Origin of the sequence: Tistrella sp. (assembly GCF_002684955.1) — a bacterium.
GTDB classification, from domain to species: Bacteria; Pseudomonadota; Alphaproteobacteria; order Tistrellales; family Tistrellaceae; genus Tistrella; species Tistrella mobilis.
Genome location: NZ_NYWI01000027.1, coordinates 12823 through 39050, shown reverse-complemented (window position 1 = coordinate 39050; position 26228 = coordinate 12823). Strand labels below are relative to the sequence as shown.

General features: G+C 68.7%; 22 protein-coding genes. 6 read left to right on the top strand and 16 right to left on the bottom strand.

Annotated features, from left to right (window positions below; translation table 11 throughout):
• Window positions 1-47 precede the first annotated feature (47 nt).
• Window positions 48-929: an oxidoreductase gene (locus CMO28_RS06605; protein WP_296711414.1), complete on the top strand. Its 882-nt coding sequence runs from the start codon at window positions 48-50 to the stop codon at window positions 927-929.
• A 38-nt stretch (window positions 930-967) separates the two neighbouring features.
• On the opposite strand, the gene CMO28_RS06600 is transcribed toward CMO28_RS06605, so the two are convergent.
• Window positions 968-1864, bottom strand: a complete 897-nt coding sequence (locus CMO28_RS06600) for an SDR family oxidoreductase (RefSeq protein ID WP_296711412.1) — start codon at window positions 1862-1864, stop codon at window positions 968-970.
• Between the two features lie 142 nt (window positions 1865-2006).
• Between CMO28_RS06600 and CMO28_RS06595 the strand changes: the two genes are divergently transcribed.
• Window positions 2007-2948, top strand: a complete 942-nt coding sequence (locus CMO28_RS06595; protein WP_296711409.1) for an AraC family transcriptional regulator — start codon at window positions 2007-2009, stop codon at window positions 2946-2948.
• A gap of 58 nt (window positions 2949-3006) precedes the next feature.
• Here CMO28_RS06595 and CMO28_RS06590 read toward each other — a convergent pair whose 3' ends face one another.
• Both CMO28_RS06590 and CMO28_RS06580 read right to left on the bottom strand, forming a co-directional pair.
• Window positions 3007-3930 (bottom strand): hypothetical protein, encoded by a 924-nt coding sequence (locus CMO28_RS06590; protein WP_296711406.1) that lies wholly within the window; start codon window positions 3928-3930, stop codon window positions 3007-3009.
• A 651-nt stretch (window positions 3931-4581) separates the two neighbouring features.
• Window positions 4582-4962 (bottom strand): tautomerase family protein, encoded by a 381-nt coding sequence (locus CMO28_RS06580; RefSeq protein WP_062766567.1) that lies wholly within the window; start codon window positions 4960-4962, stop codon window positions 4582-4584.
• A 114-nt stretch (window positions 4963-5076) separates the two neighbouring features.
• On the opposite strand from CMO28_RS06580, the gene CMO28_RS06575 reads away from it, so the two are divergent.
• Window positions 5077-5931: a LysR family transcriptional regulator gene (locus tag CMO28_RS06575; protein ID WP_296711399.1), complete on the top strand. Its 855-nt coding sequence runs from the start codon at window positions 5077-5079 to the stop codon at window positions 5929-5931.
• Here CMO28_RS06575 and CMO28_RS06570 read toward each other — a convergent pair.
• The 4 genes from CMO28_RS06570 to gcvA form a co-directional block, all read right to left on the bottom strand.
• The gene (locus CMO28_RS06570) at window positions 5924-6607 is read right to left on the bottom strand and encodes a 3-oxoacid CoA-transferase subunit B (RefSeq protein WP_296711392.1); all 684 of its coding nucleotides are present in this window, start codon (window positions 6605-6607) and stop codon (window positions 5924-5926) included. The genes CMO28_RS06575 and CMO28_RS06570 overlap by 8 nt on opposite strands.
• Window positions 6604-7314, bottom strand: a complete 711-nt coding sequence (locus CMO28_RS06565; RefSeq protein WP_296711390.1) for a 3-oxoacid CoA-transferase subunit A — start codon at window positions 7312-7314, stop codon at window positions 6604-6606. Before CMO28_RS06565 ends, CMO28_RS06570 begins: the two co-directional genes overlap by 4 nt.
• A 128-nt stretch (window positions 7315-7442) precedes the next feature.
• Window positions 7443-8249: a sporulation protein gene (locus tag CMO28_RS06560; protein ID WP_296711387.1), complete on the bottom strand. Its 807-nt coding sequence runs from the start codon at window positions 8247-8249 to the stop codon at window positions 7443-7445.
• Between the two features lie 104 nt (window positions 8250-8353).
• Complete coding sequence (gene gcvA, locus CMO28_RS06555) at window positions 8354-9283, bottom strand: transcriptional regulator GcvA (RefSeq protein ID WP_296711385.1); 930 nt, start codon at window positions 9281-9283, stop codon at window positions 8354-8356.
• 135 nt (window positions 9284-9418) lie between these two features.
• Between gcvA and CMO28_RS06550 the strand changes: the two genes are divergently transcribed.
• The 3 genes from CMO28_RS06550 to CMO28_RS06540 all read left to right on the top strand — a co-directional run bounded on the left by CMO28_RS06550 (window position 9419) and on the right by CMO28_RS06540 (window position 13765).
• Window positions 9419-10456: a DUF1338 domain-containing protein gene (locus CMO28_RS06550; protein WP_296711383.1), complete on the top strand. Its 1038-nt coding sequence runs from the start codon at window positions 9419-9421 to the stop codon at window positions 10454-10456.
• Window positions 10457-10879: 423 nt separating this feature from the next.
• Window positions 10880-12409, top strand: coding sequence for an aldehyde dehydrogenase family protein (locus CMO28_RS06545; RefSeq protein WP_296711380.1), 1530 nt, complete (start codon window positions 10880-10882; stop codon window positions 12407-12409).
• A gap of 105 nt (window positions 12410-12514) precedes the next feature.
• Window positions 12515-13765, top strand: coding sequence for a pyridoxal phosphate-dependent aminotransferase (locus CMO28_RS06540; RefSeq protein ID WP_296711378.1), 1251 nt, complete (start codon window positions 12515-12517; stop codon window positions 13763-13765).
• A gap of 2 nt (window positions 13766-13767) precedes the next feature.
• Here the strand turns inward: CMO28_RS06540 and CMO28_RS06535 are convergent, their stop codons facing one another.
• The 9 genes from CMO28_RS06535 to CMO28_RS06495 all read right to left on the bottom strand — a co-directional run bounded on the left by CMO28_RS06535 (window position 13768) and on the right by CMO28_RS06495 (window position 26035).
• Window positions 13768-14967 carry an MFS transporter gene (locus tag CMO28_RS06535; RefSeq protein WP_296711375.1) on the bottom strand — a complete coding sequence of 400 codons (1200 nt, stop codon included), beginning with the start codon at window positions 14965-14967 and terminating at the stop codon, window positions 13768-13770.
• Window positions 14968-15012: 45 nt separating this feature from the next.
• A complete protein-coding gene (locus CMO28_RS06530; protein WP_296711370.1) occupies window positions 15013-15951 on the bottom strand; it encodes a 2OG-Fe(II) oxygenase family protein in 939 nt (312 codons plus the stop codon).
• Entirely contained in the window at window positions 15938-16876 is a 939-nt protein-coding gene (locus tag CMO28_RS06525) for a 2OG-Fe(II) oxygenase family protein (protein WP_296711367.1), read from the bottom strand. Before CMO28_RS06525 ends, CMO28_RS06530 begins: the two co-directional genes overlap by 14 nt.
• Window positions 16877-16915: 39 nt before the next feature.
• Window positions 16916-17833 carry a 2OG-Fe(II) oxygenase family protein gene (locus CMO28_RS06520; protein ID WP_296711362.1) on the bottom strand — a complete coding sequence of 306 codons (918 nt, stop codon included), beginning with the start codon at window positions 17831-17833 and terminating at the stop codon, window positions 16916-16918.
• Window positions 17830-19302, bottom strand: coding sequence for a hypothetical protein (locus CMO28_RS06515; protein ID WP_296711358.1), 1473 nt, complete (start codon window positions 19300-19302; stop codon window positions 17830-17832). The genes CMO28_RS06520 and CMO28_RS06515 overlap by 4 nt, the downstream gene beginning before the upstream one ends.
• A 4-nt stretch (window positions 19303-19306) precedes the next feature.
• Window positions 19307-20092 (bottom strand): 2OG-Fe(II) oxygenase family protein, encoded by a 786-nt coding sequence (locus tag CMO28_RS06510; protein ID WP_296711355.1) that lies wholly within the window; start codon window positions 20090-20092, stop codon window positions 19307-19309.
• 78 nt (window positions 20093-20170) lie between these two features.
• Window positions 20171-21139, bottom strand: coding sequence for a 2OG-Fe(II) oxygenase family protein (locus tag CMO28_RS06505; protein WP_296711351.1), 969 nt, complete (start codon window positions 21137-21139; stop codon window positions 20171-20173).
• 3 nt (window positions 21140-21142) lie between these two features.
• Complete coding sequence (locus tag CMO28_RS06500; RefSeq protein ID WP_296711348.1) at window positions 21143-21877, bottom strand: tRNA-dependent cyclodipeptide synthase; 735 nt, start codon at window positions 21875-21877, stop codon at window positions 21143-21145.
• 678 nt (window positions 21878-22555) lie between these two features.
• A complete protein-coding gene (locus CMO28_RS06495; RefSeq protein ID WP_296711346.1) occupies window positions 22556-26035 on the bottom strand; it encodes a hypothetical protein in 3480 nt (1159 codons plus the stop codon).
• Window positions 26036-26228 lie beyond the last annotated feature (193 nt).

Genomic DNA, 26228 nt, shown 5'->3' with positions numbered 1-26228 from the left:
TCGTCCTGCCCCGACGAGCGCAGCCTGCGAAGCCCGGAGGAACGATCATGACGACGCACAAGACGGCCGGCACGTTCAGGCTCGGCGACCGCATGGTCGACCGCATGGGTTATGGCGCCATGCAGCTGGCGGGGCCCGGCGTCTTCGGCCCGCCCAAAGATCCGGCGGCAGCGATCGCGGTGCTGCGGGCGGCCGTGAAGGCCGGGGTCAACCATATCGACACCAGCGATTTCTACGGGCCCCACATCACCAACCAGCTGATCCGCGAGGCGCTGCATCCCTATCCGGACGACCTGGTGATCGTCACCAAAGTGGGTGCCGTCCGGGGCAGTGACGGCGCCTGGCTGCCGGCGCAGGCCCCGGCGGAGCTGGAGCGCGCGGTGCACGACAATCTGCGCAACCTGAAGCTCGACGTGCTGGATGTGGTCAATCTCAGAATCGTCGAGGGCCACACCCCCGGGCCGGAAGAGGGCTCGATCGAAGAGCGGTTCACGGCACTGGCCCGGCTGCGCGACCAGGGACTGATCCGCCATCTGGGGCTCAGCAACGTCACCGCCGCCCAGGTCGCCGAGGCACAGCGGATCGCGCCGGTGGTCTGCGTGCAGAACCACTATAACCTCGTCCACCGCGCCGATGATGCGCTGGTCGACCGTCTGGCGGATCAGGGCATCGCCTGGGTCCCCTTCTTCCCGCTCGGCGGCTTCACCCCCCTGCAATCGGCGGCGCTGGCCGAAGAGGCGGCGGCGCAGGGCGTATCGCCGATGCAACTGGCCCTCGCCTGGCTGCTGGCCCGCGCGCCCAACATCCTGCTGATCCCGGGCACCTCCAGCCTGGACCATCTGAAGGAAAACCTGGCGGTCGCGTCGCTCGACCTGCCGCGGGACAGGCTGATGGCGCTGGGTGACCGGGTCGCCGGCGAGGCCGGCTGACCCGGTCCGTCAACGGTTGCCCTTGTGCACCGCGTTCATCATCGGGCGAAGTAACCCGCCGTCCGGATGTCGTGAAGCAGCCCCGGCCCCGTCGGCACCCAGCCCAGGCTGTCGCGGGTGATCGTGGCCGAGGCCGGCACGTCCATCGCGGCGAAATGGGTGAACCAGGCGAAATGGGCCGGTGCCTCGTCGGGTGTGACCGAGCGCAGGGGCAGGCCCAGCCCCTCGCCGATCGCGGTCGCGATGTCGCGGAAGGCGATGCCCGGTTCGGCGACGGCGTGATAGCGGGCGCCGGCCTCTCCCCCCTCCAGCGCCTGGCGATAGAGCCGGGCGGCATCGGCGCGCGCCACCGCCGGCCAGAGATTGGCGCCGTCACCGATCCAGGCCGAGGCGCCGCGCTGGCGGGCGATGTCGATCAGCATCGGCACGAAACCATGGTCGCCGGCCCCATGGACCGAGGGCGGCAGGCGCAGCACCATGACCCTGGCGCCGGCGGCCAGCGCCTCGGCGGCGGCCTCTTCCGAGGCGACGCGCGGCAGGGCGCCCGATCCGGCACGCGGGGCGTCGTCTTCGGTGCAGAGCCGCCCCTGGGGCAGCACGCCGATGCCCGAGGTGACGATCAGCGGCCGGTCGCTGCCGGCCAGCGCCGCCCCGAGCGCCCGCACCGCGGCACGATCGATTTCGCAGTTCGCGACGTAGTCGGTGAAGTCGTGGATGAAACCGGCATGGATCACCCCATCCGCCGCCCCCGCCGCCGCGGCAAGCCCGGCGGTGTCGCGGAGATCCCCACGGACCGGCGTGACGCCAGCCCCGGCGAGTACGGCGGCGGCGGTATCAGAGCGGGCAAGGCCCGAGACCCGATGACCGGCCTCAAGGAGTTCGCGGACGACCGCGGTGCCGACGAAGCCCGTGGCACCGGTGACGAAGACATGCATGGCAACCTCGCAAAGCTGCAGGATCGGTAAAACACCGAGGCCGCAGGATAGGCCCGACCCCATGGACGATCCATGCTGCAGCCTCCATAATATCTTCGCGATCGTCCCGAAGCGGCGATCCCAGCCCCCAAGAGGCCGCGTGATGGACCCGCTCTCCGACATCCTCTCCCTGCTCCGCCCGAAGAGCTATGTCTCGGCCGGTTTCGATACCGGCGGCGACTGGGCCGTGCGCTTCGACGACCAGCAGGGCTATATAAAATGCTATGCCATCACCCGGGGCGGTTGCTGGCTGGTCGTCGACGGTCTGCCCGGGCCGCTATGGCTCGACACCGGCGAGAGCTTCGTGATGCCGAGCGGCCGGTCGTTCATCCTGGCGAGCGATCCGGCCCTGCCGCCGGTTTCATCCAGAGAGATTTTCCCCGTGCAGCGGGATCAGGGCGTGGTGCGGCTGGGCGGCGGCGGCGGCATGTTCCTGGTCGGCAGCCGGTTTGCGGTCGATGCCGGCCGCGCCCGGCTGCTGCTGGCGAGCCTGCCGCCGGTGTTGCATGTTCATGCCCCGGCGGATCGCGAGGCGCTGCGCTGGGCGGTGGAGCGGATGATCGACGAGCTGCACGCCCCCCGCCCCGGCAGCCAGCTGATCGCCCGCCATCTGGCCCATATGATGCTGGTCCAGGCGCTGCGCCTGTGCATGACCGAGGCGGGTCCCACCCGCACAGGCTGGTTCTTTGCATTGGCGGATCCGCAGATGGCGGCGGCGATCGGCGCCATGCATGCCGATCCCGCCCGGCGCTGGACGGTGCAGGACCTGGCCGCCGCGGCCGGCATGTCGCGATCGGCCTTCGCCGCCCGCTTCCGCGAAACCGCGGGCGAGACGCCGATGGAATATCTGACCCGCTGGCGCATGCTGCTGGCGGCCGACCGGCTGGAGACGACCGGCGACCCGGTCTCGGTGATCGCGCCCGATCTGGGCTACTGGTCGGACAGCGCCTTCAGCACCGCCTTCAAGCGGGTGATGGGCCGCCCGCCCCGGGCGTGGAGCGGATGGGCGCAGGGGGCCGACAGGGGCGGCAGACCGTTTGGATAGCTATTTGGCTAAATTACCTGCCATCGATAGGAGAGATATCGCACCGTCAATATTGATTTCATGCTATGATAAACGCAAGGTTGGTTGACAGTTCCTTGAATGCCAGTCCCCTTGGCTTCAGCAGGCCGAACTCGAAAGTCGGATCGGAAGGCCAGATGAGGCCGTGATCCTGAGCGAGCCGCTGGAACTGCGCACGGTCGTTAACCAGGGACGCGTCCAGACGTTCGGTTGCCCGTATGACCGCGTCCGCCGCCATGGACGCACGGACTGATGTCCCAGCCGCAGTGATGCCGCCAGCCGGCTTGTAGACCTTGCCATCGATCTCCACCAATGTATTAATCCCTGCGTTACGCAAGACGGTACGTTCATTCTCATTGTGTCTTCTCACCAAACCTCGCATCTCCTCACCGGGGCCTACCTTCAACTCATGGATCAGGCCAGCGTCAGGAAACTCCCGGACCATGATTTCCAAGATGTGGTCACGATTGAAATCGTCATGAGTCATCACGTCGATCAGGTAAGCATCAAATACATGAAATACGGCAAAGAGTAGCGGATTACCTCGCTCAACAAAACCATCTGATCGCATTTTCTGGGAGATATGGAGATGGTGAACCTCCCATTCAATCAACATTAGATCCAAATGTTTTCGTCTATTTATTTTTTTGCTTAAGGAGTCCAGAGATATATTGACACGCGTACTCAAATGGGGGGTTAAATCGTTACCCTTCTCGATTTTCTCTATTAATGCATCGAGATCGGTCTTTCGCTGAGTGGTGGTGGGGTTGGCTTCATAGGCTGCCGATATGTGCACTTTCCTGGGCATTGCAAAGATGTGCCGCGACATCCAATTATGGTAGATGATCAGCAACTCGGTGGCGCCTTTGCGTTTGAACTCGGCAGCAATATCGGCATCGCTATGATCGTAGGGAAGCGTGTCGATCGCCCACTTCCTGATCGCAGCCTTTAAGTCGATCGTCATGTTCGCCTCACCTTTATACTCAGAGGCAGGCTCGAAGCCGAAAAAGGAGGTAGAGGGCCGCGCCCGTTCATGTCGCCCCACCCAGGACAGGCCGTCCGCATCGGTGACCGATGCAGGATATCATGAACGCAATCTTCTACGTCCTATGCTATGAGGCCCGCCTGTCCGCTGTAATTGTCAACAACCAGAGCATCGAGACCACAGAGTCCTGCGGCCCGCGCGGCTATGATGCCGCAGATAAAAGCCAGGCCCGGAAACGTCATGCCATGATAGATGCCAATGGGCACATCCTCGTCATACAGAGGAGGTTCAGGATTGCGACGCCGCCCTTCCTGTACAGAGAGGGTAATCACCTGACAGTTCCGCCTCGCCCAGCCGGCCTCCGCCGAGGGCGCCTCTGCCCCGCGAACGGGCCGGCGGCGCGATCTGCATCACCATCAAGGTCTTCAGAAAGCAAGGTCGGACAGGCTTCCAGATTCTGCTCCGCCAATGGCACGTCGGGCGGACTGTCGCCTGGACAAATCGCAACAGAAGGCTGACAAAGGATGTCGGGGCCACCATCGGCTCGCCGGAAAATCCCCCTCAACGCTGCTGCTGTAATGCTCGTCGTCGGGCGGACCACCGGGGCAGGATGAGGTTCGCCTCGACACCTCAGATGAAGGTGGCGAGGCCGTTGCCGGTGGACCAGTTCTCCTTCTGCACCTCGACCAGGTTGATGAACACATCCTGGGGCCTGAGCCCCGGATTTTCGGCCAGAAGCCCGGCCATGCGGCGGTAGAGCGCCTTTTTCTGGTCGGTGGTGCGGGTGTTGTTCACCGTCAGCTGGATATAGACCAGGTCGTCGCTGCGCTCGATGCCGAAGCACCGGGCGCCGTAGCGGAAATTGGCGGGCTCGTGCTCGTGGATCGCCATGAACTGATCGTCCTCGGGCACGTCGAAGGTGTCGCGCAGGGCCTGATAGACGCCGTCGAAAATGGCCTGGCGCCAGGCCTCGGGCTTGCCTGAGCGCAGCGAGATGTGAACCAGCGGCATGGGGTGGCCTCCTGATCATGTGGGGTGATGGCCCCAAGGCTAGCCCTGCCCCGATCATTTCGATATCCTATGAATTGCGATATCAGAAATGACAATTTGAAATGACAGGACCGCATGGCCGACCGCCCGCTCGACCTCGACGCCGTTCAGGCCTTCGTGCGCATCGCCGATTACGGCAGCTTCACCCGCGCCGCGGAAGCCGGGCGCACCACGCAGTCGGCGATCAGCCTGAAGCTGAAACGGCTGGAGGAGCGGCTTGGCTGCCGGCTGGTCGAGCGCACGCCACGGCATGTGGAACTGTCGGCCCGCGGCCTGGCCTTTCTGGAGCAGGCCCGCGCCCTGCTGGCCGCCCATGACCGGGCCTGTGCGGCGGTGGCGCCCGCGCGGCGGCATCTGGCCATCGGCATCAGCGACCATGTTGCGGGGCCGGAACTGCCGCTGCTGATCGCGCGGATGAATGCCGAGGATCCGCAGCTGTCGATCGGCATCCGCATCGGATCTTCGGGCGAGCTGCTGCGCGGCTTCGACCGGCGCGAGATCGACACGGTGATCGTGCGTTTCCAGGACGGCCGCGACGATGGCGAGATCATCGCCCGGGAACGCTTCGGCTGGTTCGCCGCCGGCCGCTGGCAGCACCGGCCGGGCGAGCCGCTGCCGATCGCGACCATGCCCGAACCCTGCGGCGTGCGGGTGCTGGCGGGTGCGCTGCTGGATCAGGCGGGCATCGCCTGGACCGAGGTTTTCACCGGCGGCGGCGTGACGGCGGTCGCGGCCGCCGTCACCGCCGGGCTCGGCATCGCCGCCCTGTCGCCGCGCATGGTGCCGATGGGGGCGGTGGATGTGGGGAAACGGCTGGGCCTGCCCCGCCTGCCGCGGCTGCCGGTGGTGCTGCACAGCCGCGACCGGGAGGGCCAGAGCGGCCGGGCGGTGGCAGCGCTGGTCGCCGCCTACCGCACCGCCATCAGATGATGGGCCGCAGATCCTCGGCCAGCGCCAGCGGCGCGCCGGTGAGCGCGCGGATGGTGTCGACGGAGACGTCCGGCGCATGTTCGCGCAGCAGGAAGCCCGCGGGTGTCACGTCGATGACCGCCAGATTGGTGAAGATGCGGTGGACGACCCCGGCGCCGGTCAACGGATAGGTGCAGGCATCGAGCAGCTTGGGCGCACCATCGCGGGTGACATGCTCGGTGATGACGAAGACCTTGCGGACCCCGGCCACCAGATCCATCGCCCCGCCCACCGCCGGCACCGCATCGGCGGCCCCGGTCGACCAGTTGGCGAGGTCGCCATTGGCCGCAACCTGCATGGCGCCCAGGATGCAGATGTCGATATGGCCGCCGCGGATCATCGCGAAACTGTCGGCATGATGGAAGAAGGCGGCACCCGGCAGCAGGGTGACCGGCTTCTTGCCGGCATTGATCAGCTCGGGATCTTCAGCCCCGGACGGGGGCGGCGGGCCGAAGCCCAGAATGCCGTTTTCGGTGTGATAGATCACCTCGCGCCCGGCCGGCACATGGCCCGCAACCAGTTCCGGAATGCCGATGCCCAGATTGACCACGGCGCCGTCGGGGATGTCCAGCGCCGCGCGGCGGGCCATGGCATCGCGGGAGATGCCGCGGGGGAAGGTGCTGGTGGCGATGGTCATGGATACTGCTCCCCCCGGGCGACCAGCACGGATTCCTGCGCCGGATCGGCGATGGCGACCACCCGGTCGACGAAGATGCCGGGGGTGATGACGTGTTCCGGATCGATGGCGCCGGCGGCGACGATCTCGCGGACCTGGACGATGGCGACCCGGGCCGCCTGGCACATGATCGGGCCGAAATTGCGCGCCGCCTTGTTGTAGACCAGATTGCCCAGCCGGTCGGCGCGCTCGGCCCGCACCAGGGCGTAATCGGCGGTGATCGCCTCTTCCAGCACATAGCGGCGGCCGCGGATCTCGCGCACCTCCTTGCCCTCGGCCAGCACGGTGCCGACGCCGGTGGCAGTGAAGAAGGCGGGAATGCCGGCGCCGCCCGCGCGGATCCGCTCGGCCAGCGTGCCCTGGGGGACGAGTTCCAGCTCGATCTTTCCCGCCCGGTACAGATCGGGGAAGGTTTCGGAATTCGACGAGCGCGGGTAGGAGCAGATCATCCTGCGCACCCGGCCGGCGCCGATCAGCGCCGCCAGACCGACCCGGCCATTGCCGGTGTTGTTGTTGACCACCACCAGATCGCGAGCGCCCTGGTCGATCAGCGCATGGATCAGCTCGATCGGGCTGCCGGCCTCGCCGAAGCCGCCGATCAGGACGGTGGCGCCGTCGGGGATGTCGGCCACCGCGGCGGCGGGGTCGGGGACCTGTTTGTCGATCATGGTGCGGGGTTCCGTATGGGCCAGGGATGCGCCCATCTCACGGTCGAACCCACCTGTGGTCAAGATGATGTGCATGATCTGCGGTCGATGTTCGCAGACCGCACGAATCCGGATCGCAGCCGCCCTGCTCAGGCGACGATCGGGCCTTTGAGCCGGTCGATTTCCTCCCGCAGCAGATCGGCCACGGCATCGGTGCCCATGTCGAGCAGTTCGTCGTCGATATCGAGCCCGACCCGGCCCTCGCGGGCGGCGGTGAACAGGCTGCCGCGATTGTCGACCACCATGTCGACATGCACGCCATGATCCCGGGGGCGGAAGGCGAGGTCGATGCATTCCACCCGCAGATCGCGCAGCGACATCGGCCGGAAGACGAAGGTCTGGAAAAAGGGGCAGGGATCGCCCGGCACATGCTCCACCTCGGCCTCGGCCAGGCGGAAATCCAGATGTTCCATGGCATCGAGCACCGCACCCGTCCAGCGGTCGGGCAGGATGCGGATGGCATCACCATCGGCCCCGTCCTGGGCACCATCCACCTCCACCCGCGTGCGCAGCCCGGCGGTGGACACACCCAGCGACAGCGGCGCATGGGCCGGGATCTCGATCGCGAACGGCAGGGCCAGCAGCTGGCCGGGATCGAGCCTCAGATCGGTGGCGATGGTCTCGGCAGCGATCATGATCAGCCCGTGATGGGGCTCGGGTGCGTGCTCCCCCTCACCCGCCTCCCCCTCAGCTTTCGGCTGCCGGCGCGGATCGGGATGGATCAGGGCCCTGACCACCAGATCCAGCGTCACCCGCGCGATATGCAGGGCGGCAACGCCGCCTTCGATCTCCACCACCCCATCCAGCACCTCCCCCACCCGCACCTCTCTCAGGGCCGGGACGGTCTCCACCGCCAGCGCGGGTGTGCCGGCCGCTCCCAACATCGTCTTGATCATGGCGCTCGATGCTCCGTTGTTCATTCAGGGCGGATGTGTCCCCGCCTTGTTCAACATCAGTGTGGGGCGGGAAGATCCCGCATGCGAGGGCCGTCCACGATTTGTTACGACCCGCCCTCGGAATGCCCCGCCGCCCCCACAATCCACCGCCGGAACGCCTCCACCGCCGGCTGGCCGGCCTTGGCGTCGGGGATGACGATCCAATAGGCCTCGTCGGGGACGATGGCGCGGTCGAACAGCACCTCCAGGCGGCCGGTGGCGAGGTCGTCTTCGATCAGCAGGCGGGGCAGCAGGGCGGCGCCGAGGCCCGAGGCGGCCGCCTGGGCGATCATCGCGAATTGTTCGAAGACCATGCCGCGCACGGTTTCCGGGGCCTCCAGCCCCTGGGCCGCGAACCAGGCCGGCCAGGCGGCCGGGCGGGTGGATTGCTGGAGCAGCGGCAGGCGGGCCAGATCTTCCAGGCGGTCGGGGGCATGGGCGGCGCGCCAGACGGGGCTTGCGACCGGCACGATCACCTCGCGCATCAGATGGTGGGCGGTGGCGCCGGCCCAGTCGGCGCGGCCGTAATGGATCGCGGCATCGAAAGGGTCGGCCGCGAAATCGAAGGGCGACAGCCGGGTCGAGAAGTTGATCGAGATGTCGGGATGGCGGGCGAAAAAATCCGGCAGCCGCGGCACCAGCCAGCGGGTGGCGAAGGTGGGCAGCGTGGCGAGGTTCAGGATCCGGCCACGGCCGGCCAGCGCCATCACCCGGTGGGTCGCCTCGCCCAGATCGACCAGGGCGCGGCGGACATCGCCCAGATAGAGCCGGCCGGCATCGGTGAGCGTGACCCGCTGGCGCACGCGCACGAACAGCGCCAGGCCGAGCTGATCCTCGATCTGGCGGATCTGGCGGCTGACGGCGCCCTGGGTGAGGTTCAGCTCGGTGGCCGCCCGGGTGAAGCTTTCATGCCGGGCGGCGGCCTCGAAAGCCAGAAGCGCGCCGAGCGAGGGGATGAGCCCGCGCTTCGACGGCAGATCATTCCCAAAACTCATGACCTCCCCATTATTCATCGTTTCCCAAACCAGCCGCCAATATCGCACGATCCCTGACGTCGGGCACCCCCCGCGGCCCGATTTCCGAAACCTCCCCCGCCTGGGCTTTCCGGCCCGTCAGGAATGAGTGTGCAGATGACCGCCCGTGACACGACCGTGCTCCACCGCCTCGTCGCCTCCGTCGCCGGCCCCGCGCGGACCGACGGCCTGATGACCACCATGGTCGTGCATCCGGCACTGGCCGGCGCCACCGGCGACCGCGCCTCGCGCGCCGTGATCGCCCAGGCGCTGAACATGCTGCTCTTCGCCGATCTGATCGACCGGGTGCCGGCGGCAGCGGCCTATGTGGCCGAACGGGTGGCGGCCGGCGGCACGCTCTGCCACGATCACGGCGCGGTGCGCACGGTGGCGATGGCCGGCCAGGGCGCCCTGCCGGCCGGGGAAGCCGCGATCACCCGCATTCTGGAGCCGCTGGGCTATGCGCAGGTCGGGCATTATCCGCTCGACCGGCTGAAGATGACCGGCCGGTCCTATGCCCAGAAGGATCTGCCCGAAGACATCGCCCAGTTCTTCGTGAGCGAACTGCACCCCGAACGCTTCGGCCCCGACTTCGAGGCCGCGGTGCTGCGGGTGACCGGCAGTTCGCGCGATCCGCTGACGCCCGCCGCCGCGGCGGCCCTCGACCGGCTGGCTGCGGAAGGCACGCTGGACATCGTGACCGCCACCGCCCTGCTGCCGGTGCTGGTCGCCTGTTTCGACCGCCAGCACGACGTGCCGGCGCTGGCCGATTACGAGGCGCTGAAGGCGCAGTCGGCGGAAATGGCCTGGATCGCGACCGAGGGCAACGCCTTCAACCATGCCACCGACCGCGTCGCCGATGTCGATGCCCTGGCCGAGGCCGAACGCGCCGCCGGCCGGCCAATCAAGGACAAGGTCGAGGTCTCGGCCTCGGGCCGGGTGCGCCAGACCGCCTATCGCGCCGCCGAGGTGGAACGCCCGTTCCGCGATGCGTCGGGCAATATCGTCACCCGGATCGTGCCCGGCAGCTTCTATGAGTTCATCACCCGCGACCCCCTGCCCGAGACACTGGCGGTCGAGGCCGGCCGGCGGCTGGATCTGGGCTTCGACAGCAGCAATGCCCAGGGGATCTTCAAGATGACCGCGGCGGCGTAAGGAGTCTGTTAGTCCCTCGCCGGGCGGCCACTACCGTGGCCTTGGCCGCCGCCGGAGTCTGTTTGCCCCTCGCCGGGCGGGCGCTGCCGCGCCCTTGGCCGCCGGAGTCTGTTAGTCCCTCGCCGGGCGGCCACTACCGTGGCCTTGGCCGCCGCCTCAATGGCGGCTGGGCCGATGGGTGGCCATCGGCCCGATGCGGCGGGTTCTGACGTCGGAACGTGAGTTCCCGCCCGCAATTTATTGTTTTAACGGCATCATTTCCTTTGGGAATGATCGGGTGCGCCCCCCGGCAGGCACGAATGCCACGTGCCTGCCGCCCCGCCCCGCCCTATGATGCCGCCAGCCCATTGCGCCGGTCGACCTGCCCTGAAGAGGCGGCCCGGCGCGTCCGGACAAGATCACGACCCAGGAGTTCAGAGCGCCATGACCCGCGAGACCGAGACCCGGCTCAGCCCTGCCGACGATGCCCGTGCCGTCCTCGCCCGCCTGGGGGTGGACCCGGCGCGGCTTTCCGGTGGCGACCGCATCGCCCGCTCGCCGCTGGACGGTGCCGAGATCGCCCGGCTGACCGACACCACCCCGGCCGAGGCCGAGGCGGCGATCGCCGGCGCGGCAGAGGCCTTCAAGGCCTGGCGCCTGGTGCCGGCGCCCGAGCGCGGCCGGCTGGTCGCCCTGCTGGGCGAAGAGCTGCGCGCCGCCAAGGAAGATCTGGGCCGGCTGGTGACCCTGGAAGCCGGCAAGGTGCCTGCCGAGGGGCTGGGCGAGGTTCAGGAGATGATCGACATCTGCGACTTCGCGGTCGGCCTGTCGCGCCAGCTCCACGGCCTGACCATCGCCACCGAGCGCCCGGACCACCGGATGATGGAAACCTGGCACCCGATCGGCCCGGTGGGCGTGATCACCGCCTTCAACTTCCCGGTCGCGGTCTGGTCGTGGAATGCCGCACTCGCCTTCGTCTGCGGCGACCCGGTGATCTGGAAGCCGTCGGAAAAGACCCTGCTGACCGCGCTGGCGGTGACCGCCCTGTTCGAAAAGGCGGCGAAGCGCCATGGCAAGGTGCCGGCGGGGCTGGCCTCGCTGCTGATCGGCGGCCGCGGGATCGGCGAAAAGCTGGTCGACGATCGCCGGGTGCCGGTGATTTCGGCCACCGGCTCCACCGCCATGGGCCGCAAGGTCGGCCCCAGGGTCGCGGAACGCTTCGGCCGCGCCATCCTGGAACTGGGCGGCAACAATGCCGCGATCCTGCAGCCCTCGGCCGATCTGGAACTGTCGCTGCGCGGCATCGCCTTTGCCGCCATGGGCACCGCCGGCCAGCGCTGCACCACGCTGCGCCGCCTGTTCCTGCATGGCTCGATCTATGACGGCTTCATCACCCGGCTGAAGGCCGCCTATGCCTCGGTGAAGGTGGGCGACCCGCGCGAGGCCGGCGTGCTGGTCGGGCCGCTGATCGATGCCGATGCCGCCCGCGCGATGGATGCCGCACTGGAAGCGGCCCGCGCCGCCGGCGGCACCGTCCATGGCGGCGAGGTCGTCGAGGTGATGGGCCAGGGCCAGTATCGCCGCCCGGCCCTGGTCGAAATGCCGGCCCAGGCCGATATCGTCCGTCACGAGACCTTCGCGCCGATCCTGTATGTGATGCGCCATGACGATCTGGCCGAGGCGATCGCCGCCCAGAACGACGTGCCCCAGGGCCTCGCCTCGTCGATCTTCACCAACGACCTGCGCGATGCCGAACGCTTCCTGTCGGCCGCCGGATCCGATTGCGGCATCGCCAACGTCAATATCGGCCCCTCGGGTGCCGAAATCGGCGGCGCCTTCGGCGGCGAAAAGGAAACCGGCGGCGGCCGCGAGGCGGGTTCCGACGCCTGGAAGGCCTATATGCGCCGGGCGACCAACACCATCAACTATGGCAGCACGCTGCCGCTCGCCCAGGGCGTGACCTTCGATATCTGAGGAGGGGGGGATCTGCCCCCCATGACGCACAGGCAAGGCGGGTCGCCACACCACACGGCACCCGCCTTTTTCTTACCCACCGCTCTTCTCGTCCGGAGACCCGACATGTCCATCACCGACACCACCGGCGCCACCAGGGCGGCCGGACAGGCTTCTTACGGCTTTCGCGCCGCCCGGCGGCTGGGCGGGATCGGCGTGTCGGAGATTCTGGCGATCGGCGCCCGGGCGCAGGCGATGGGCGGGGATGTGATCGTGCTGGCGGCGGGTGAGCCGGACCTGCCGACCCCGGCCCATATCCGGGCCGCGGCCGCGGCGGCGGTGGAAGCGGGGGCCACGCGCTATGCGCCGCTGACCGGTACCGCCGCGCTGAAGGCGGCGATCATCGCCAAACATGCCCGCGACAACCGGCTGGATCTGACGCCCGCCAACATCATCGTCGGCTCGGGCGCCAAGCAGGTGATCCACAATGCGCTGATGGCGACGCTGGACGAGGGCCAGGAGGTCATCGTGCCGGCGCCGTTCTGGACATCCTATCTGGACCAGGTGGCGCTGGCCGGCGGGCGGGTCGTTTCCCCCCGCATGTGGGCCGAAGACGGCTTCCGGCTGACCCCTGAGGCCCTCGCGGCCGCAATCACCCCGAACACCCGCTGGCTGATCCTGAACGCGCCGTCCAATCCCTGCGGCGCGGTCTATTCGATGAGCGATCTCAAGGCCCTGGCGGCGGTTCTTCGCGACCATCCGCAGGTCTGGGTGCTGTCGGACGACATCTATGAACACATCATCTATGACGGCCGCCGCTTCGTGACCATGGCCGAAGCGGCGCCCGATCTGGCGGATCGGGTGCTGACGGTCAACGGCGTCTCCAAGGCCTATGCCATGACCGGCTGGCGGATCGGCTGGGGGGCGGGCCCCGCGCCGCTGATCCAGGCCATGGCTGCCGTGCAGAGCCAGAGCACATCCGGCGCCGCCACGCCGTCGCAGGCGGCGGCGACCGCGGCGCTCGACGGCCCGCAGACCGTGCTGGCCGATCATCTGGCGGTGTTCGACCGCCGCCGCCGGCTGGTTACCGCTGGGCTGGACGCGATCGACGGCATAAGCTGCCCGGCCCCCGACGGCGCCTTTTATGCCTTCGCCGACATCCACGGGCTGATCGGGCGGCGCACACGCAGCGGCACCAGGCTCGACGATGATCGCGCCGTGGCGCGGTGGCTGCTTGACGAGGCCCATGTCGCCCTGGTCCCGGGGGCCGCCTTCGGCAGCCCGGGCCATCTGCGCCTGTCTTTCGCAGCCGCCGACGAGGTGCTGCACCAGGCGATCCAGAGGATCGGCGCGGCGGTGGCGGATCTGCCCGGCTGAGGTCAGCGCCGCCGGAGGTCGGCCAGCGTCAGGACAAGGCCGAGGCCGAGCCCCGCGGCCAGCACGACCATCGCCCCGGCCGGCCCCGTCTCTGCCAGCCGGACGGTGGCGAGCGGCACGGCGGCCAGGATCGCGACATTGTTCAGGGTTTCGGCCACCGCCAGCACCATGCCCTTGTCGGGCCCGGCACGCGTGGCCAGCACCACCGTCGCCGCCGGCGCGCCGGTGCCGAGCGCCGCCCCCCAGGCCGCCAGGCACAGCAGCGCCGCCCAGAGCGGCAGCGACCAGGCCATGAACAGGGTCACCGCCAGGGCAAGGACCAGGGTCACCAGAACCAGAACCAGCTCTTCGCGGCCGAAAAGCCGCCGCAGCCGGCCGGCCGAGAGGTTGCCGAGCCCCAGCCCCACCCCGAAAGCAGCGACAGTGACACCCACTGCGGCGGGCCCGAACCCATAGCGCAGCCGCAGCACCTCGCCCGAGAGCAGGAAGGCCGCGACCCCGGTGCCGTTCCAGGCGCCCTTGGCGACCAGCGGACGCAGGATCGACGGGTTGCGCAGCCAGAGCCAGCCGGCACCGCCCGCCCGGCGCGGCATCGCCGAGGCACGCCCGGGCAGCCATCTCTGGCCGATGACGAAGGCGGCGGCACAGCCGGCGGCGGTGATCACGAAGGGGGCGGCCCAGCCGATCAGATCGGTGGCGATCCCGGCCATGGCCGGCCCGAAGGCGATACCGGCGGTCATGCCCAGCATCACCAGCCCCATCGCGCCGGCCTGGCGGTGATGGGGGATCACCTCGGCGATCAGCGCAAAGGAAGTGGGGATCAGGATCGCCGAGGCGATGCCGCCGAAGATGCGGAGCGCCACCGCCACCCCCAGCGTGGGCGCAAGGACGATGGCCAGCCCGTCGAGCGCGAACAGCAGCAGCCCGGTCAGCAGCAGCCGCCCCCGATCCACCCGATCCGACAGCCAGCCGAACACGGGGGCCGCGATCGCATAGGCGACCGCATAGCCCGAAATCAGCCAGGCCGCCCCGGCCGGCGTGGTGTCGAAAGCATCGGCGAGCGGCGCCAGCATCGACGACAGCATGAATTCGGTGGCGCCGACGAAGAAGACGGTGACGGCAAGAAGCGGCAGGATCAGCCCGCCACCCCGGCGGCCCGCATCGGGCGCGGCCGCCGGGCCGTTGCAGACCTCGCGGCTCATGACTCGCCCACCGCCCCGACGGTCGGGAAAAGACGGAGGGGCGGATCACATCTCGTAGAGGCCATGGGTGTCTTCCTCGTAAGTGTCGTGGAGGATGCGATCGAGGAAATCCTCGAACCGCGCGGCCAGCACCAGCCCCGCCGCCGGGTCGTAGCGATAGAGACCGTCGCTGACGGCGGCATCCAGGCTGCTGTCCACGAACAGCGCATAGGAGAAGCGGTCGGGCCCGCCATCCGCCCGCGGCCGCTGTTCCACCACGCGATGGGCCACGGCGGCCACCGGGGTGGCGGTGTCGCGGGTGAGGATTTCGATGGCGCAGCCGAAATTGACGATGAACCAGCCCGGCCGCGGGGTGATCGGCAGCCAGACGCCGTCGCGCAGCACCTCCAGCCCCGGTTCTATCGACCGCAGCACCGTCACCCAACCCGAATCCTTGTGGATGTTGAGCCCGCGGGCGCGGATCCGTGGCCGGAAATGGTTGAAGGTCAGATGATAGACGCCCCGGCCGGACAGGCAGCCGCCGGTGGCCCGTTCCCAAAGATCCGGCGGCAGGTCGATCCCGGCCAGCACCGCGCGCAGGATGTCGAGCGCAAAGCCCCGCATCGCCGCCGCCTGCCCGGTCAATGCCGGGGGAAACACCTGCTCCCAGAAGCGGCTTTCCAGAAAGAACTGTTCGACCTGATCGGCCTTGCGCAGGAAATACCCCTCCCGCGGGGCCAGGCGGTCTTCGGTCCAGCCGGCATAGCCACAATAGGGATCGGCCGTGGCGCCCTTCGCCCGGGGCCGGTAGAAGCCCCGGGCGAAGGCGTCGCCGGCATCGAGCGACAGCCCGGCCGGCGCCTGCACGAAGAAGAACCCGTCGGCCAGCGCGCGGGCGAAACCGTCGGGGCGGTCGAAGGCAAGCCGGCCGCCCTGCAGCCGGGCGGCCGCCCAGCGATAGGGATCCGCCGCCGGCGCCGGATCGGGGCGGTCAGAGATTGGCATCGTCGGCATCATAGGTGCGCCCCACTTCCTGAACGGCGAAATCGGCCACCGATTGCAGACGCTCGGGCCCGCCCGGCCGCCAGCGCCAGATGTCCTGATCCAGATCGCTGTCCAGGAACACGACATAGGATACCCGCGCCGCCGCTTGCGGCCGCTCGGTCCGCACCACGCCATGAATATTGGCGCGGATCGGGGTTGCGGTCGCCTCGGTCAGCACCTCCATGGCGCTGCCGAAATTGACGATCAGATGGCCGGGTTCGGGATCGACGGCGCAGAGCGCCCCATCGATCCAGGCGAGCAGCCCCGGCTCGGTGCTGCGCAGCACCGTCACCCAGCCGGAATCGCGGTGAAACTTGGACCCGCGCACCGGCTTGTCGGGGCGGAAATGGTTGAAGGCGAGCATGCGGTGCCCGCCGCCATCGGTCAGCCGGCCGGTGAGCCGGCCGAATTCCCCGACCGGGATGCCGACCCGGTCCAGCACCGCGCGCAGGATGGCGATGCCGGCCTCTGCCATCGCGGCACCCATCCGCGCGACATCGGGCGGGATCATCCGCCAGTGCCGCCGCTCGATGTAGAAATTCTCCCACTGATCGTGCGGCCGGTCGAAATAGCCTTCATAGGGCCCCGGGGCCGGCGCGTCGCGATAGCCGGTATAGCCGGCGAGCGGCCCGGTTTCGGCCGGCCGGTGGAAATGGCGCACGAAGCGGTCGCCGGGCGCGAGATCCAGCCCGTCGGGGATTTCCAGCAGGAAGAAGCCATGACGTGCCGCGCGGGCGAAGCCATCGGGGTCAAGGAAGGCGAGGCGCCCGCCGGCCAGCCGGGCGCGCGCCATGGCGATGGGCGGGCAGGTTTCCGCCGCCGCCGCCTCGCCGGGCATGGGCGGCAGGCGGACGGGCGCGCGCAGGGTTGCAGACAATGCAGACATGATCGCGGTATCCCGTGCGGAGGGGAACGAAAGCGGCCGTCAGCCAAGGGCTTCCGCGACGCGGGGATGGAAGTCGTAGGCCATCTCGGCGGCCTTGCGCTTCTGGAAGTCGAGGAAGGACATCGACGAGGTCAGCCGGCCGTCTTCGGTGTATTCGTAAAGCGGCTGATCCCAGCGCGGGCCGATATAGGTGCCGAAGGTGAACCGGTCGGGCATGCCCGCGGGCCGGGGCCGGGTGGTGCGGACCCGGTGATAGCTGGCCGTGATCGGCCGCGCGAGCCGGGCGGTCAGCACCTCCAGCGAATGGCCCAGCACCAGGGTGAAATAGCCCGGCAGCGGATCGAAGGGCACCCAGCCGGCCCCGTCCTGCGATTCCAGCCCCTTCTCCACCGTGTAGAGCAGGGTGACGAAGCCGCTGTCCTTGTGCGCCGTCAGCCCGACCGGCTGGTCGATCTCGGCGCGGAAATGGTTGAAGATGCAGTATTGCAGCGCGCCGTCGGCCGAGCTGCCCGCGGGATCGAGACCGCCGGTCACCCGCTCGACATCCGTGGCCGGCACCCCCGCCATGGCGAAGAGCCCCCGCAGCACCGACCGGCTGATGCCCGACATGCGCCAGAGCAGCGCCGCCGCCGCCGCGGGCAGATGGCGGTGCCAGAGATGGCTTTCGATCTGCAGCAGTTCATCCTGATCGGCGCCGGTGCAGGAATAGCCGAGCAGCGTGGGGCTGAGATCGCGGTCGCGGAAGCCGCGCCAGGCATCCCCCGAGCCGCCATCGGGATCGAGATAATAGCTGCGGGCCAGGCGGATGCCGGCCGTGAAATCCATGTCCCGCGGATGGGCGAGATGAAAGGCCCCGCGCCGACGGGCAAGATCGAAGCCGTCGGGCGCATCGAAGCAGAGCCCCTCGGCGGTGAGCGACGCGGTCGGCAGGATATCGGTGGGGTGAGGCGCGGTCATCTGGTCCTCCGGAGGTCTTCGGAAGCGGGGGTCGCGGCCGGCTGCACGCGGATCATGCCCGCAGAGCGCGGGCGCGGCATGGCCGTGAACGGGGCAAGGGCAAGGTCGACATCGGTGAGCGTGACCCGGTAGCGGCCATACAGCTCCACCAGAAGCAGGGCCTGCTGGCGGACCGAGAACAGCCGGCCCGGACATTTGCGCGGGCTGCGCACGGCATTGACCATGTTGAAGGAGTTGATCTCGAAGCGGTTGCGCGCGAGCGTCGCGATCGCCGGCTCGTCGGCGACCCGCATGATGTGGCGGATGTTTTCCGGGTCGAACCGGTCCGGATGGGGGAAGACCGCCGGGTCGCGATTGGCCCGCCGGCGATCGAGCCAGAGCATGCTGCCTTCGGGCAGCGTGATCGTGGCGCTGCCGGTACCGGCCGCGGCGGGAAGATCGATCGTGACCGGACGGATCGTCCGCCGCCAGAGGGCCGTCGGGTTGGCGCCGCCCAGACGGACGGCCTCCATCGCCAGCAGAGAGGCGAAGGCGAGCGCCTGGTCGCCGCCGGCGGCGGCGAGCGCGATCAGGCGTTCGCGCGGCCCGGGCGTGGTCTCGATCAGCGCGATGGCCCAGAGCAGGCTCAACATCGTGGTGTCGTAGGTGGCGACGATGATGGTGCCCAGCTCTTTCAGCGCCGCCGGTTCCAGCCCCAGGATCGTGGGCCGGTCGAAGGGCAGCCCGGCCTCTGCGAAGAAGGCGCGGACCATGTTGGTGGACGGGGCCGCCGCGATCGCCTCGTGATTGGCCAGGATCATGTCGCGGGTCATGTCGACCACCAGATCGGCATCGCGGATCGAGCCCGGGCTGACCTTGCTGATCACTTCCGAAGCGATCTCGAAAAAGCTGCGCGCGACCGTGCCGTAGCGCGGCGAGGCAAGCCAGTCGGTCAACGGTTTCTGCCGGAAATCGAGCACGCCCGGCAGGGCGCTGTCGACATGGGCGACCAGGTCGAGCACGCATTCGTCGAGCGGCCGGGCCCTGCCGTCGGCCATCATGGCGAGACGGTCCCGGGCGGCGGCCCTGACATGATCGTCGAGGCCCGCCACCACCCGGGCGCTGCCAAGCACGCGCTCCACCACCGCACGCTTGCGCGGCCGCGCCGGATGGCCGATCGGCAGCGAGCCCACGAACGAGCCGAAGAGATCGGCATTGCTGTCGATCGACGGCGCCAGATCCTCGTCGGCGACCAGCGGCCGGTTGGTGGTCTGCAGCAGGGCGAGCGTGTCGCCCAGATGGAAGCTGCACAGCCCGCCATGGGCATCGGCCAGATCGGCAAGGCCGCTGGCGGCGAAATAGGACGAGGCGTCCTGCCCCTCGTCGAGGGTCGCCCGCCGGAAGGCCTCGCCATGGCCGGTCAGCGGATCGGGGCCGGGATGATGGGCGACGAGGCCCGGAAAGGGGGCACAGCCGGTAACGCTGTCCATCGGGTCAACCCTCCGCCGGATCGCGTTTCAGGATGCCGAAACCGGCATGGCGGTCGCGCCAGGTCTGGGCATTGAAGGCCTTCAGGAAGTCCTCGACCGGGATCACCGCCCGCGCCCCGCCGCCATCGGGCGCCAGGCGGTAGAGATCGGTATCGGCACCGGGGTTGAGGAAGGCCGCGAAGGAGAAGCGGTCCTCGCCATCGGCCCCGCGGCCGGACCGGCGCACCCGGTGCAGCACCGCATGGGCGGGCCGCGGCAGATCGGCGGTCAGCAGCTCCAGCGCGCCGCCGAAATTGATCAGGAAATGCCCGGGCACCGGCAGAACGTCGTGCCAGACGCCGTCAAGCTCCGCCTCCAGCCCCGGCTGTTCGCAATAGAGCACGGTGACGAAGCCGGTATCCTTGTGCGCGGGCGCCCCGTCGAGGGCGCGGTCGCTGCGATAATGGCTGACCGCGAACCAGCGCACGCCGCCCCCGGCAACCGTGCCGTCGGTGACCTGATGCCAGAGCGCGGGTGCCACGCCCAGATCGGTGAGGATTGCGCGCAGCACCCGCCCGGCGATGTCGTGCATCCGATCGGCCATCGCGGTCACCGGCGCCGGGAACCGGGCGGCGCGCTGGGCGGCATCGGCCAGCAGATGTTCGGTCTGGAAATGCTCGCGATCGAAATAGATCGCGGTCTCGGCCCGGAAACCGCGCCAGCCGCCGCCCGGGGGCGGGATCGAAATCCGCCGGCATGGCCAGCGCGAAACAGCCATCGCCCAGGGCGCGGTGCAGCCCGTCTGGCGCATCGAAGACCAGACGATCGTCGACGAGCCGCGCCCGGCCAGGATCGAGGAGCGGCAGGCGGCCGATCGGAATGACGGCGGTCATGGCGTATCCTCCGCATATGGGCGGGTGCCCTGGTAGATCTCTTCGTCATTGGCATCGATCAGCTCCCGCGAGCCGCAGACCCGCCGCAGACCGTGGATCGACGAAAAGGCGTGAATGCCGGCCTGGTCTTCGCCCGGTGCGCAATGGCTGGACGAGAAATGGCCGAAGCTCGACCGGTCGGCGGTCTGATGACGCACCCGGTGCATGATGGCGCGCACCGGGCGGGCCGAATGGCGGGTCAACACCTCCATCGACAGGCCGAAATTGATGACGAACACATCGGGATCGGGGGCCACGCTCTCCCACCGGTCATCGCGGTTGACCTCCAGCCCGGCTGCGGTCGTGCGCAGAATGGTCAGGAAGCCGTCGTCCTTGTGCGAGGCGAGGCCGATCCCGGCCATGGCCGGGCGATAATGGTTGAAGGTGAGGTGATAGGAGCCGCGGCCCTCGGAACAGCCGCCGGTTGCAACGTTCCACAACTTTGGCGGGATATCGGTGAGGGCCAGCACCGCCCGCAGCACCTGCCCGGCGATGCGGGTGAGCGCCTCGCCCGCAGCAGCGATTTCCGGCGGATAGGTGCCGGCCCAGAAGCGGCGTTCCAGCAGGAACTGTTCGATCTGGTTGATCCGCTCGTGAAAGCCCAGCAGCGGATCGCCGAACCGCTCGGCGGTCAGCCCGCGGAAGCGGCCATAGGGCTCCACCTCCGGCCCCAGATGGAAGCTCTGGGCGAACAGATCGGCGGCGGCGGGGGGGAAATCCGCCGGCATGACCAGGCGAAAGACGCCGTCATGCAGGGCCTGTTCGCAGGCCGCAGGATCTTCGAAGGCCAGCGCATCGCCGTCGAGATGCGCCGTGCGCAGATCGGCCGCTCTGTCCGCAGGACGGTCATCGATCCGCTTGCCATAAACATCGCCGTAGATCGCGCCGCGTTCCAGGCGCCAGGGCGCCTGATCATTGGGGGTCATGGCTCACCGCCTCTTCAACTGTATCGAAACGACCGTCAGCTGCTCCAGCTCGGGCAGGATGCCCGGAAAGGCGCCATCGGCGATTTCGGCCAGCGTGCTGAACGATCCGGGATAGACCATCACCCGCGTGCCCTGGCCGACCAGGGTCGCGAAGACGGCGAATTCTTCCAGGAAGTAGCGGGAGGAACATTCCAGCCGCCAGGCCCGCTCGTCCGCGGTCAGCTGTTCCCAGTCGTGCCGGTGATAATTGCGGCCGAAGGTTTCCACCGAGGCCCGGAAGGCCGGTACCCGGTCGAAATAGTCGCGGATCGCCCCGAAATGCCGCCGGAAAACCTCACTGTCCTGGATCTCGCCGCAGGTGACGTAGTCGAAGACGGTCCGGTCGGCATAGGAGTCGAGCAGGGCGCGATGCTCGTCCATGAAATCCTGACCCAGGCGCGTGGCCTCGGTCAGCGCCACCGCCGGCGGCATGCCGAGGGTGGTTTCCAGCGTGATGCGGTGGATCCTGTCGCCGATCAGCACCCGGCAGCGCGGAAAGCGCCGCGCCGCCCATTCGGTCAGGGCGTGAAAGCGGTTGGGCATGAAGTTGCGGTTCTGCAGGCTGACGCCCAGAAAGCACTCGGTTTCGTCCTCGAAGCTGTTGCGTCGCGCCACGGGGGACACGAAGGCGACCTTTGCGCGATACCTGTCGCCCCGGAAGGAGCTGACGGGCTTCGCCGTCTCTGGCGTCTGATACACGAACGACCTCGCATGACTTGGGGACATCGCGACCGCCGACGGGGGAGGACGGCCGCGACCGATCGCCGGAGAGGAATCCGGTTTCGACGGGTGATTGAGGGGGATGGAGCGGAGCGGGGATGGAGTCCGACAACCACCCGGCGCGCAGCCGTGATCGGCGGCGCACGGCATCGGGGGCGGGCTCATCGCTGAGCCCGTTGAGGGGGGAAGCCGATGGATGGGATGAGACGGGACGGGTTGCGTGGGCTGGTCAGGGTGAGACGGATGGAGGAAAAACCGGCGTCACGTCCGGCGCGAGGCCGGCGGCCGGGTGGGAAACCGATGCGCCGCAGCCCTGAAGGCCGCCGGGGAACCGGTGGGGTCGTCGGCACGACCCGCTGTCGTCTCCATCCACGACAGACGTTAATCGACCTGCAGAAAAAACGCCAGGGTTGATAGACGGTGCCCTATCGCCCCTGCCGTGACCTGTTTGTATCCCCCGGTTTCCCCCCTGGTGAAACCGGGGGGCACCGCATGCCCCCATAGGCCGGGCCCATTGAATCCCGGCACTTGCCACCCCGCAGGTGCGGACCGCCACGCCGCAACGATGCAACCGGCGTTACGGTTGGCGATCCGCACTTTCCCGCCGGCGGACCGCCGACGCCGCCCCATGCCCCAAAAATGTCACAGGCCGGTGGTTCAGTCGGGCTGGCCGCGGAAGCCGATGGTGAAGGTCACGATGTTGTCGCGATAGGCGCTGACCACGCAGTCCGCCGTCATGCCATAGACCGGCCTGACCAGGTGCCCGGTGGATTTGCAGCCATCCCAGGCCGCGAACAGGGCGCCCGCATCGGTCCCCCCCTCATTGATCCAGATCTGTGCGCGGGCGTTGGTCAGGCCTCCAGCACCCGGGACGCCGAAGGCCACATCGAGCGGGCGGCTGTCGTCGTCGCCGATCTGGAACCGCAGCCAGCCGACGGCATCGCCGTCGGACACCGTGTTCCAGACATAATCGGCGAAGACCCAGCGCGCAGGCGCCGTCTGGTGGGCGGGGATCTGGTCGACGGGCCAGGCGGCAAAGCCGCCGCGCAGGCCCTTGCGATCGGTCAGCCGGATCGTCACCGCGCTTTCGTTGTAGATGATCACCCGGCAGGCATAGCGGCCGCCGAAGGCCAGACTGTAAAGCCAGGTACGGTCATTGGCGCTGGCCCAGTCGGGCAGCAGCTGCGGCCAGTGGTCGGGCTGGCCGGGATCGATCAGCTGGAAGCGGGCGAAACTGCTCTCGGCCGGGCTCTGCACCCGAAGCGGCTGGGTTGCATGCGGGTCGGTGTCGCAGCCGGGGGTGAACAGGCCGGCAATGCGCCCGGTGGCCGCAAGCACCAGCCGTTCGCCCCGGGCATCATACCGCCAGAGCTGATCGCTGTTGCGGGCCTCGTCTTGCGGGGCCAGAACCAGCGTGCCGTTTCGGTGGGTCAGGCACACCCGCCCGGGGGCATCTTCCGACTGCGCCGGGAACAGGCGGCCGGCACCATCGGTCGTCCAGACCTGGTGCCGCCCGATGACGAGGCGGGCGAGCACCGCCCGGTGCCCGTCGAGATGGCCGTCGCCGGTACCTTCGATCGACAGCGCCATACCGGCATTCACGGCCAGCGCCGCCGCCGGGTCTGCGGCCCGCCGGGCGATGATGCAGAATGGGGTTTTGATGGTCAACCCCGTCCCGGGACGGGCATCCTCTGCCTTGCGGCGATCGCGCGCCAGATAGGGATCGCGCGTCGCATCGGGCCCGTCCGACGTCTTCAGCAGGGCCGTCAACTCTTCGGGCGACAGCGGATCGACCATCCAGAGATCCGACAGACGGAAGGACCCGGTGACGGCCGGATCGAAACGCCCCACGGCGGTCAGCCCGGCGTCCAGGCCGGTATTGATCAGATGGCCGGCGGCGGTGAGTGTCCAGCTCTGATAGGGCGCGGTGTCGAGGACGGTGATCGCCAGTTTGAACCGGTCCGTCGGCGGCCGGCCGGCCGGGCCGGTTACGACATCGTCGGTCAGTGCGGTCAGGGCGAATTCGGCCGTGGCGGAACAGGGATAGGCGATGATCTGACCCAGGCCGTTTTCATACCAGAGCTGCGACGCCGGATCGGCCTTCACGCCGGCATCGCGCAGCCCGACCTCGACGCCATTGCCCGGCTGATCCATCAGCAGCGACAGCAGCTTGTCGGGCTCCATGCGGTTGCGGATGCGGAAATAGACCGGGCGCGCGCTTTCGCCGGCAATCCGGCGATAGTCGTTGTAGAACAGGAAATGGGCGCCCTTCGCCTGCAGCTCCTGCACCGTATGGCGGCTGGCATAGTCGCGCAGCACCGCCCGGCAGCGCCGCGCCAGATCACGCGGCAGCAGATCGATGCTGGGCATCGGATCATCCTGCATCACCGCCGACCAGCGCCGGTAATTGCCGAGAGATTTCGCCCATTCGCCGGCATCGGACAGAAACTGCCCCTCGCCGCCCACAGCACTCAGGGTCAGGCCCTGACGCTCGGCGGCGGCGAGCGCCCGCGACTGCTCGCGGGTGGCATCCTTCATCTCGGCCGCCGCCTGCGCCGTGCCGACCCCCAGATGCGACACCTCTGCCTTCACGCCCACCGACAGGCTGCGGGTGACATCGGCCGTGCCCTCGGTCGCCGACAGGGTCTGCACCCGGGTGCCGAACAGCCGGCCGCCGACCAGGGTGCGGCGGGCGACGAAATGGCCATAGATCGCCAGCACCGCCATCAGCCGCTCGGCCGGGTCGATCACCTCCGGCCAGGGATCGATGTCGGCCGGGCCGGCAGGATCGAGCGCCGCCGTCACCGCCGCCAGGAAATCCGGCGCCGCCGCGGGGGTCCGGTCGTCGAAGGACAGTTCCACCCTGGGCAGGAAATAGCTGGTGACGACGAACACCGTCTTGCCGGCCTCGGCCGTTGTGGTCTCTGACCGCCGGCCGATGCCGACACCCACCCCGACGCCACCCTGGAAGGACGGCTTGCCGACCGCGGCGGGCATCGACATCGACAGGCCGAACACGCCGTTGCGCTGCGCCTGATGGACCTGTTCGGAATAGGTGTAGCTGGTCTCGTAATAGCCCGAGAGCTGCGGCTTCAGATAGAACAGCCGGGTCGGCCCGGTGGGGGCGGCCGGTCGGGAGGCCACAGGCGGTGCGCCGGCCGCAGGTTTGGCAGCGGCCGCAGCTTCGCCCGCCGGCTCGGATCTGGTGGGCGACTCGGGCCTGATGGGCATCTCGGGCCTGGCGGCCTGCTGGCCGGTGGACGTGATCAACGCCGCCGCGGCGGCCGCCATCAGTGCGGTTTCGGTCGCCCCCCTGCCCTTGTCCGGATCGGCCGGTTTCGCATCCGACAGCCCGGCCAGCCGGCGGCGCATGGTGGCATCGCCCCGCAGATCCAGCCGGTAGAGCACGTCGCGGAAGCTGCGGGCGGCCACTTCACTGCGGCTGTGGTCGATCACGATGCCCCGATAGAAGCCGATCCGGTCCAGCAGATCATCGCGCTGGGCAAGGTTGAGCGTGAAGAAATCCGAATGGTCGGCCGCAAGCGTGCCGCCGCCGGCGGTGAAGACGCGGGTTGCGGCCTCGGCAGTGAAGTCGCGCCTGGCAAGCGGCGTCTCGGCCATGGCGGTTGCGATCTGCGCGGTCGGATCGGGCACCGTTACCCGCAGCCGGTCCAGCAGCTTCTGCCGGTCGTCCAGCGCCTCGCGGCCGCGCTCCTCGCGCCGGCGCATCGCCGCCTCGGCATGGTCTTCCACCGCGCGATCGGCATCCAGTTTCGCCTTGCGGGCGGTGAGCACCGCGGTGTCGCTGGTCAGCATCTCGATCTCGGCCTTGTCGGCCGCCAGCTTGCGGATGCGCGGTTCTGCCGCGGGAATGTCGGAAATGCAGGTCACGGTCAGGCTGGACCGGCCGTCATCGGGGTAGTCGGCGGTGAAGACCTCCTGATAGGGCCGGTCTTCCGCCGCTTGCGACAGCGGCTCTCCGTTGGCCGCACGGAACCGGCAGTTTTCGGGGATCCCGGCCAGAACCAGCCGCTGCCGGACCGCCGCCACCGTATCCCCCAGCTTGAGGTCGATATCGACCTCGCGGCTGGACACCGGATCGCCGTTCAGGTCGACCCATTTGACGATGCACAGCATGGCGTGCTCCTTCGGCCCCATAGCCAATCGTGTTGTCATATATGAACATGATAGGATGTGGCCGGGTGCTGTCCATCGCTATATGCAGCAGTCTCCGTGAATTTTTTACCTGTGACGGTCCGGCCTTGTCAGGCGGGGTACGGCGATCGTCCTGTGGCACCGCTCCGGCCCCGGTTATGTTCGGGCTTGGGAA

What these genes read in the sequence shown, in the direction of transcription:
- CMO28_RS06605 (WP_296711414.1), top strand. Translation starts at nt 48, where the DNA reads ATGACGACGCACAAGACGGCCGGCACGTTCAGGCTCGGCGACCGCATG.
- CMO28_RS06600 (WP_296711412.1), bottom strand. Translation starts at nt 1,864, where the DNA reads ATGCATGTCTTCGTCACCGGTGCCACGGGCTTCGTCGGCACCGCGGTC.
- CMO28_RS06595 (WP_296711409.1), top strand. Translation starts at nt 2,007, where the DNA reads ATGGACCCGCTCTCCGACATCCTCTCCCTGCTCCGCCCGAAGAGCTAT.
- CMO28_RS06590 (WP_296711406.1), bottom strand. Translation starts at nt 3,930, where the DNA reads ATGACGATCGACTTAAAGGCTGCGATCAGGAAGTGGGCGATCGACACG.
- CMO28_RS06580 (WP_062766567.1), bottom strand. Translation starts at nt 4,962, where the DNA reads ATGCCGCTGGTTCACATCTCGCTGCGCTCAGGCAAGCCCGAGGCCTGG.
- CMO28_RS06575 (WP_296711399.1), top strand. Translation starts at nt 5,077, where the DNA reads ATGGCCGACCGCCCGCTCGACCTCGACGCCGTTCAGGCCTTCGTGCGC.
- CMO28_RS06570 (WP_296711392.1), bottom strand. Translation starts at nt 6,607, where the DNA reads ATGACCATCGCCACCAGCACCTTCCCCCGCGGCATCTCCCGCGATGCC.
- CMO28_RS06565 (WP_296711390.1), bottom strand. Translation starts at nt 7,314, where the DNA reads ATGATCGACAAACAGGTCCCCGACCCCGCCGCCGCGGTGGCCGACATC.
- CMO28_RS06560 (WP_296711387.1), bottom strand. Translation starts at nt 8,249, where the DNA reads ATGATCAAGACGATGTTGGGAGCGGCCGGCACACCCGCGCTGGCGGTG.
- gcvA (WP_296711385.1), bottom strand. Translation starts at nt 9,283, where the DNA reads ATGAGTTTTGGGAATGATCTGCCGTCGAAGCGCGGGCTCATCCCCTCG.
- CMO28_RS06550 (WP_296711383.1), top strand. Translation starts at nt 9,419, where the DNA reads ATGACCGCCCGTGACACGACCGTGCTCCACCGCCTCGTCGCCTCCGTC.
- CMO28_RS06545 (WP_296711380.1), top strand. Translation starts at nt 10,880, where the DNA reads ATGACCCGCGAGACCGAGACCCGGCTCAGCCCTGCCGACGATGCCCGT.
- CMO28_RS06540 (WP_296711378.1), top strand. Translation starts at nt 12,515, where the DNA reads ATGTCCATCACCGACACCACCGGCGCCACCAGGGCGGCCGGACAGGCT.
- CMO28_RS06535 (WP_296711375.1), bottom strand. Translation starts at nt 14,967, where the DNA reads ATGAGCCGCGAGGTCTGCAACGGCCCGGCGGCCGCGCCCGATGCGGGC.
- CMO28_RS06530 (WP_296711370.1), bottom strand. Translation starts at nt 15,951, where the DNA reads ATGCCAATCTCTGACCGCCCCGATCCGGCGCCGGCGGCGGATCCCTAT.
- CMO28_RS06525 (WP_296711367.1), bottom strand. Translation starts at nt 16,876, where the DNA reads ATGTCTGCATTGTCTGCAACCCTGCGCGCGCCCGTCCGCCTGCCGCCC.
- CMO28_RS06520 (WP_296711362.1), bottom strand. Translation starts at nt 17,833, where the DNA reads ATGACCGCGCCTCACCCCACCGATATCCTGCCGACCGCGTCGCTCACC.
- CMO28_RS06515 (WP_296711358.1), bottom strand. Translation starts at nt 19,302, where the DNA reads ATGGACAGCGTTACCGGCTGTGCCCCCTTTCCGGGCCTCGTCGCCCAT.
- CMO28_RS06510 (WP_296711355.1), bottom strand. Translation starts at nt 20,092, where the DNA reads ATGCGCCAGACGGGCTGCACCGCGCCCTGGGCGATGGCTGTTTCGCGC.
- CMO28_RS06505 (WP_296711351.1), bottom strand. Translation starts at nt 21,139, where the DNA reads ATGACCCCCAATGATCAGGCGCCCTGGCGCCTGGAACGCGGCGCGATC.
- CMO28_RS06495 (WP_296711346.1), bottom strand. Translation starts at nt 26,035, where the DNA reads ATGCTGTGCATCGTCAAATGGGTCGACCTGAACGGCGATCCGGTGTCC.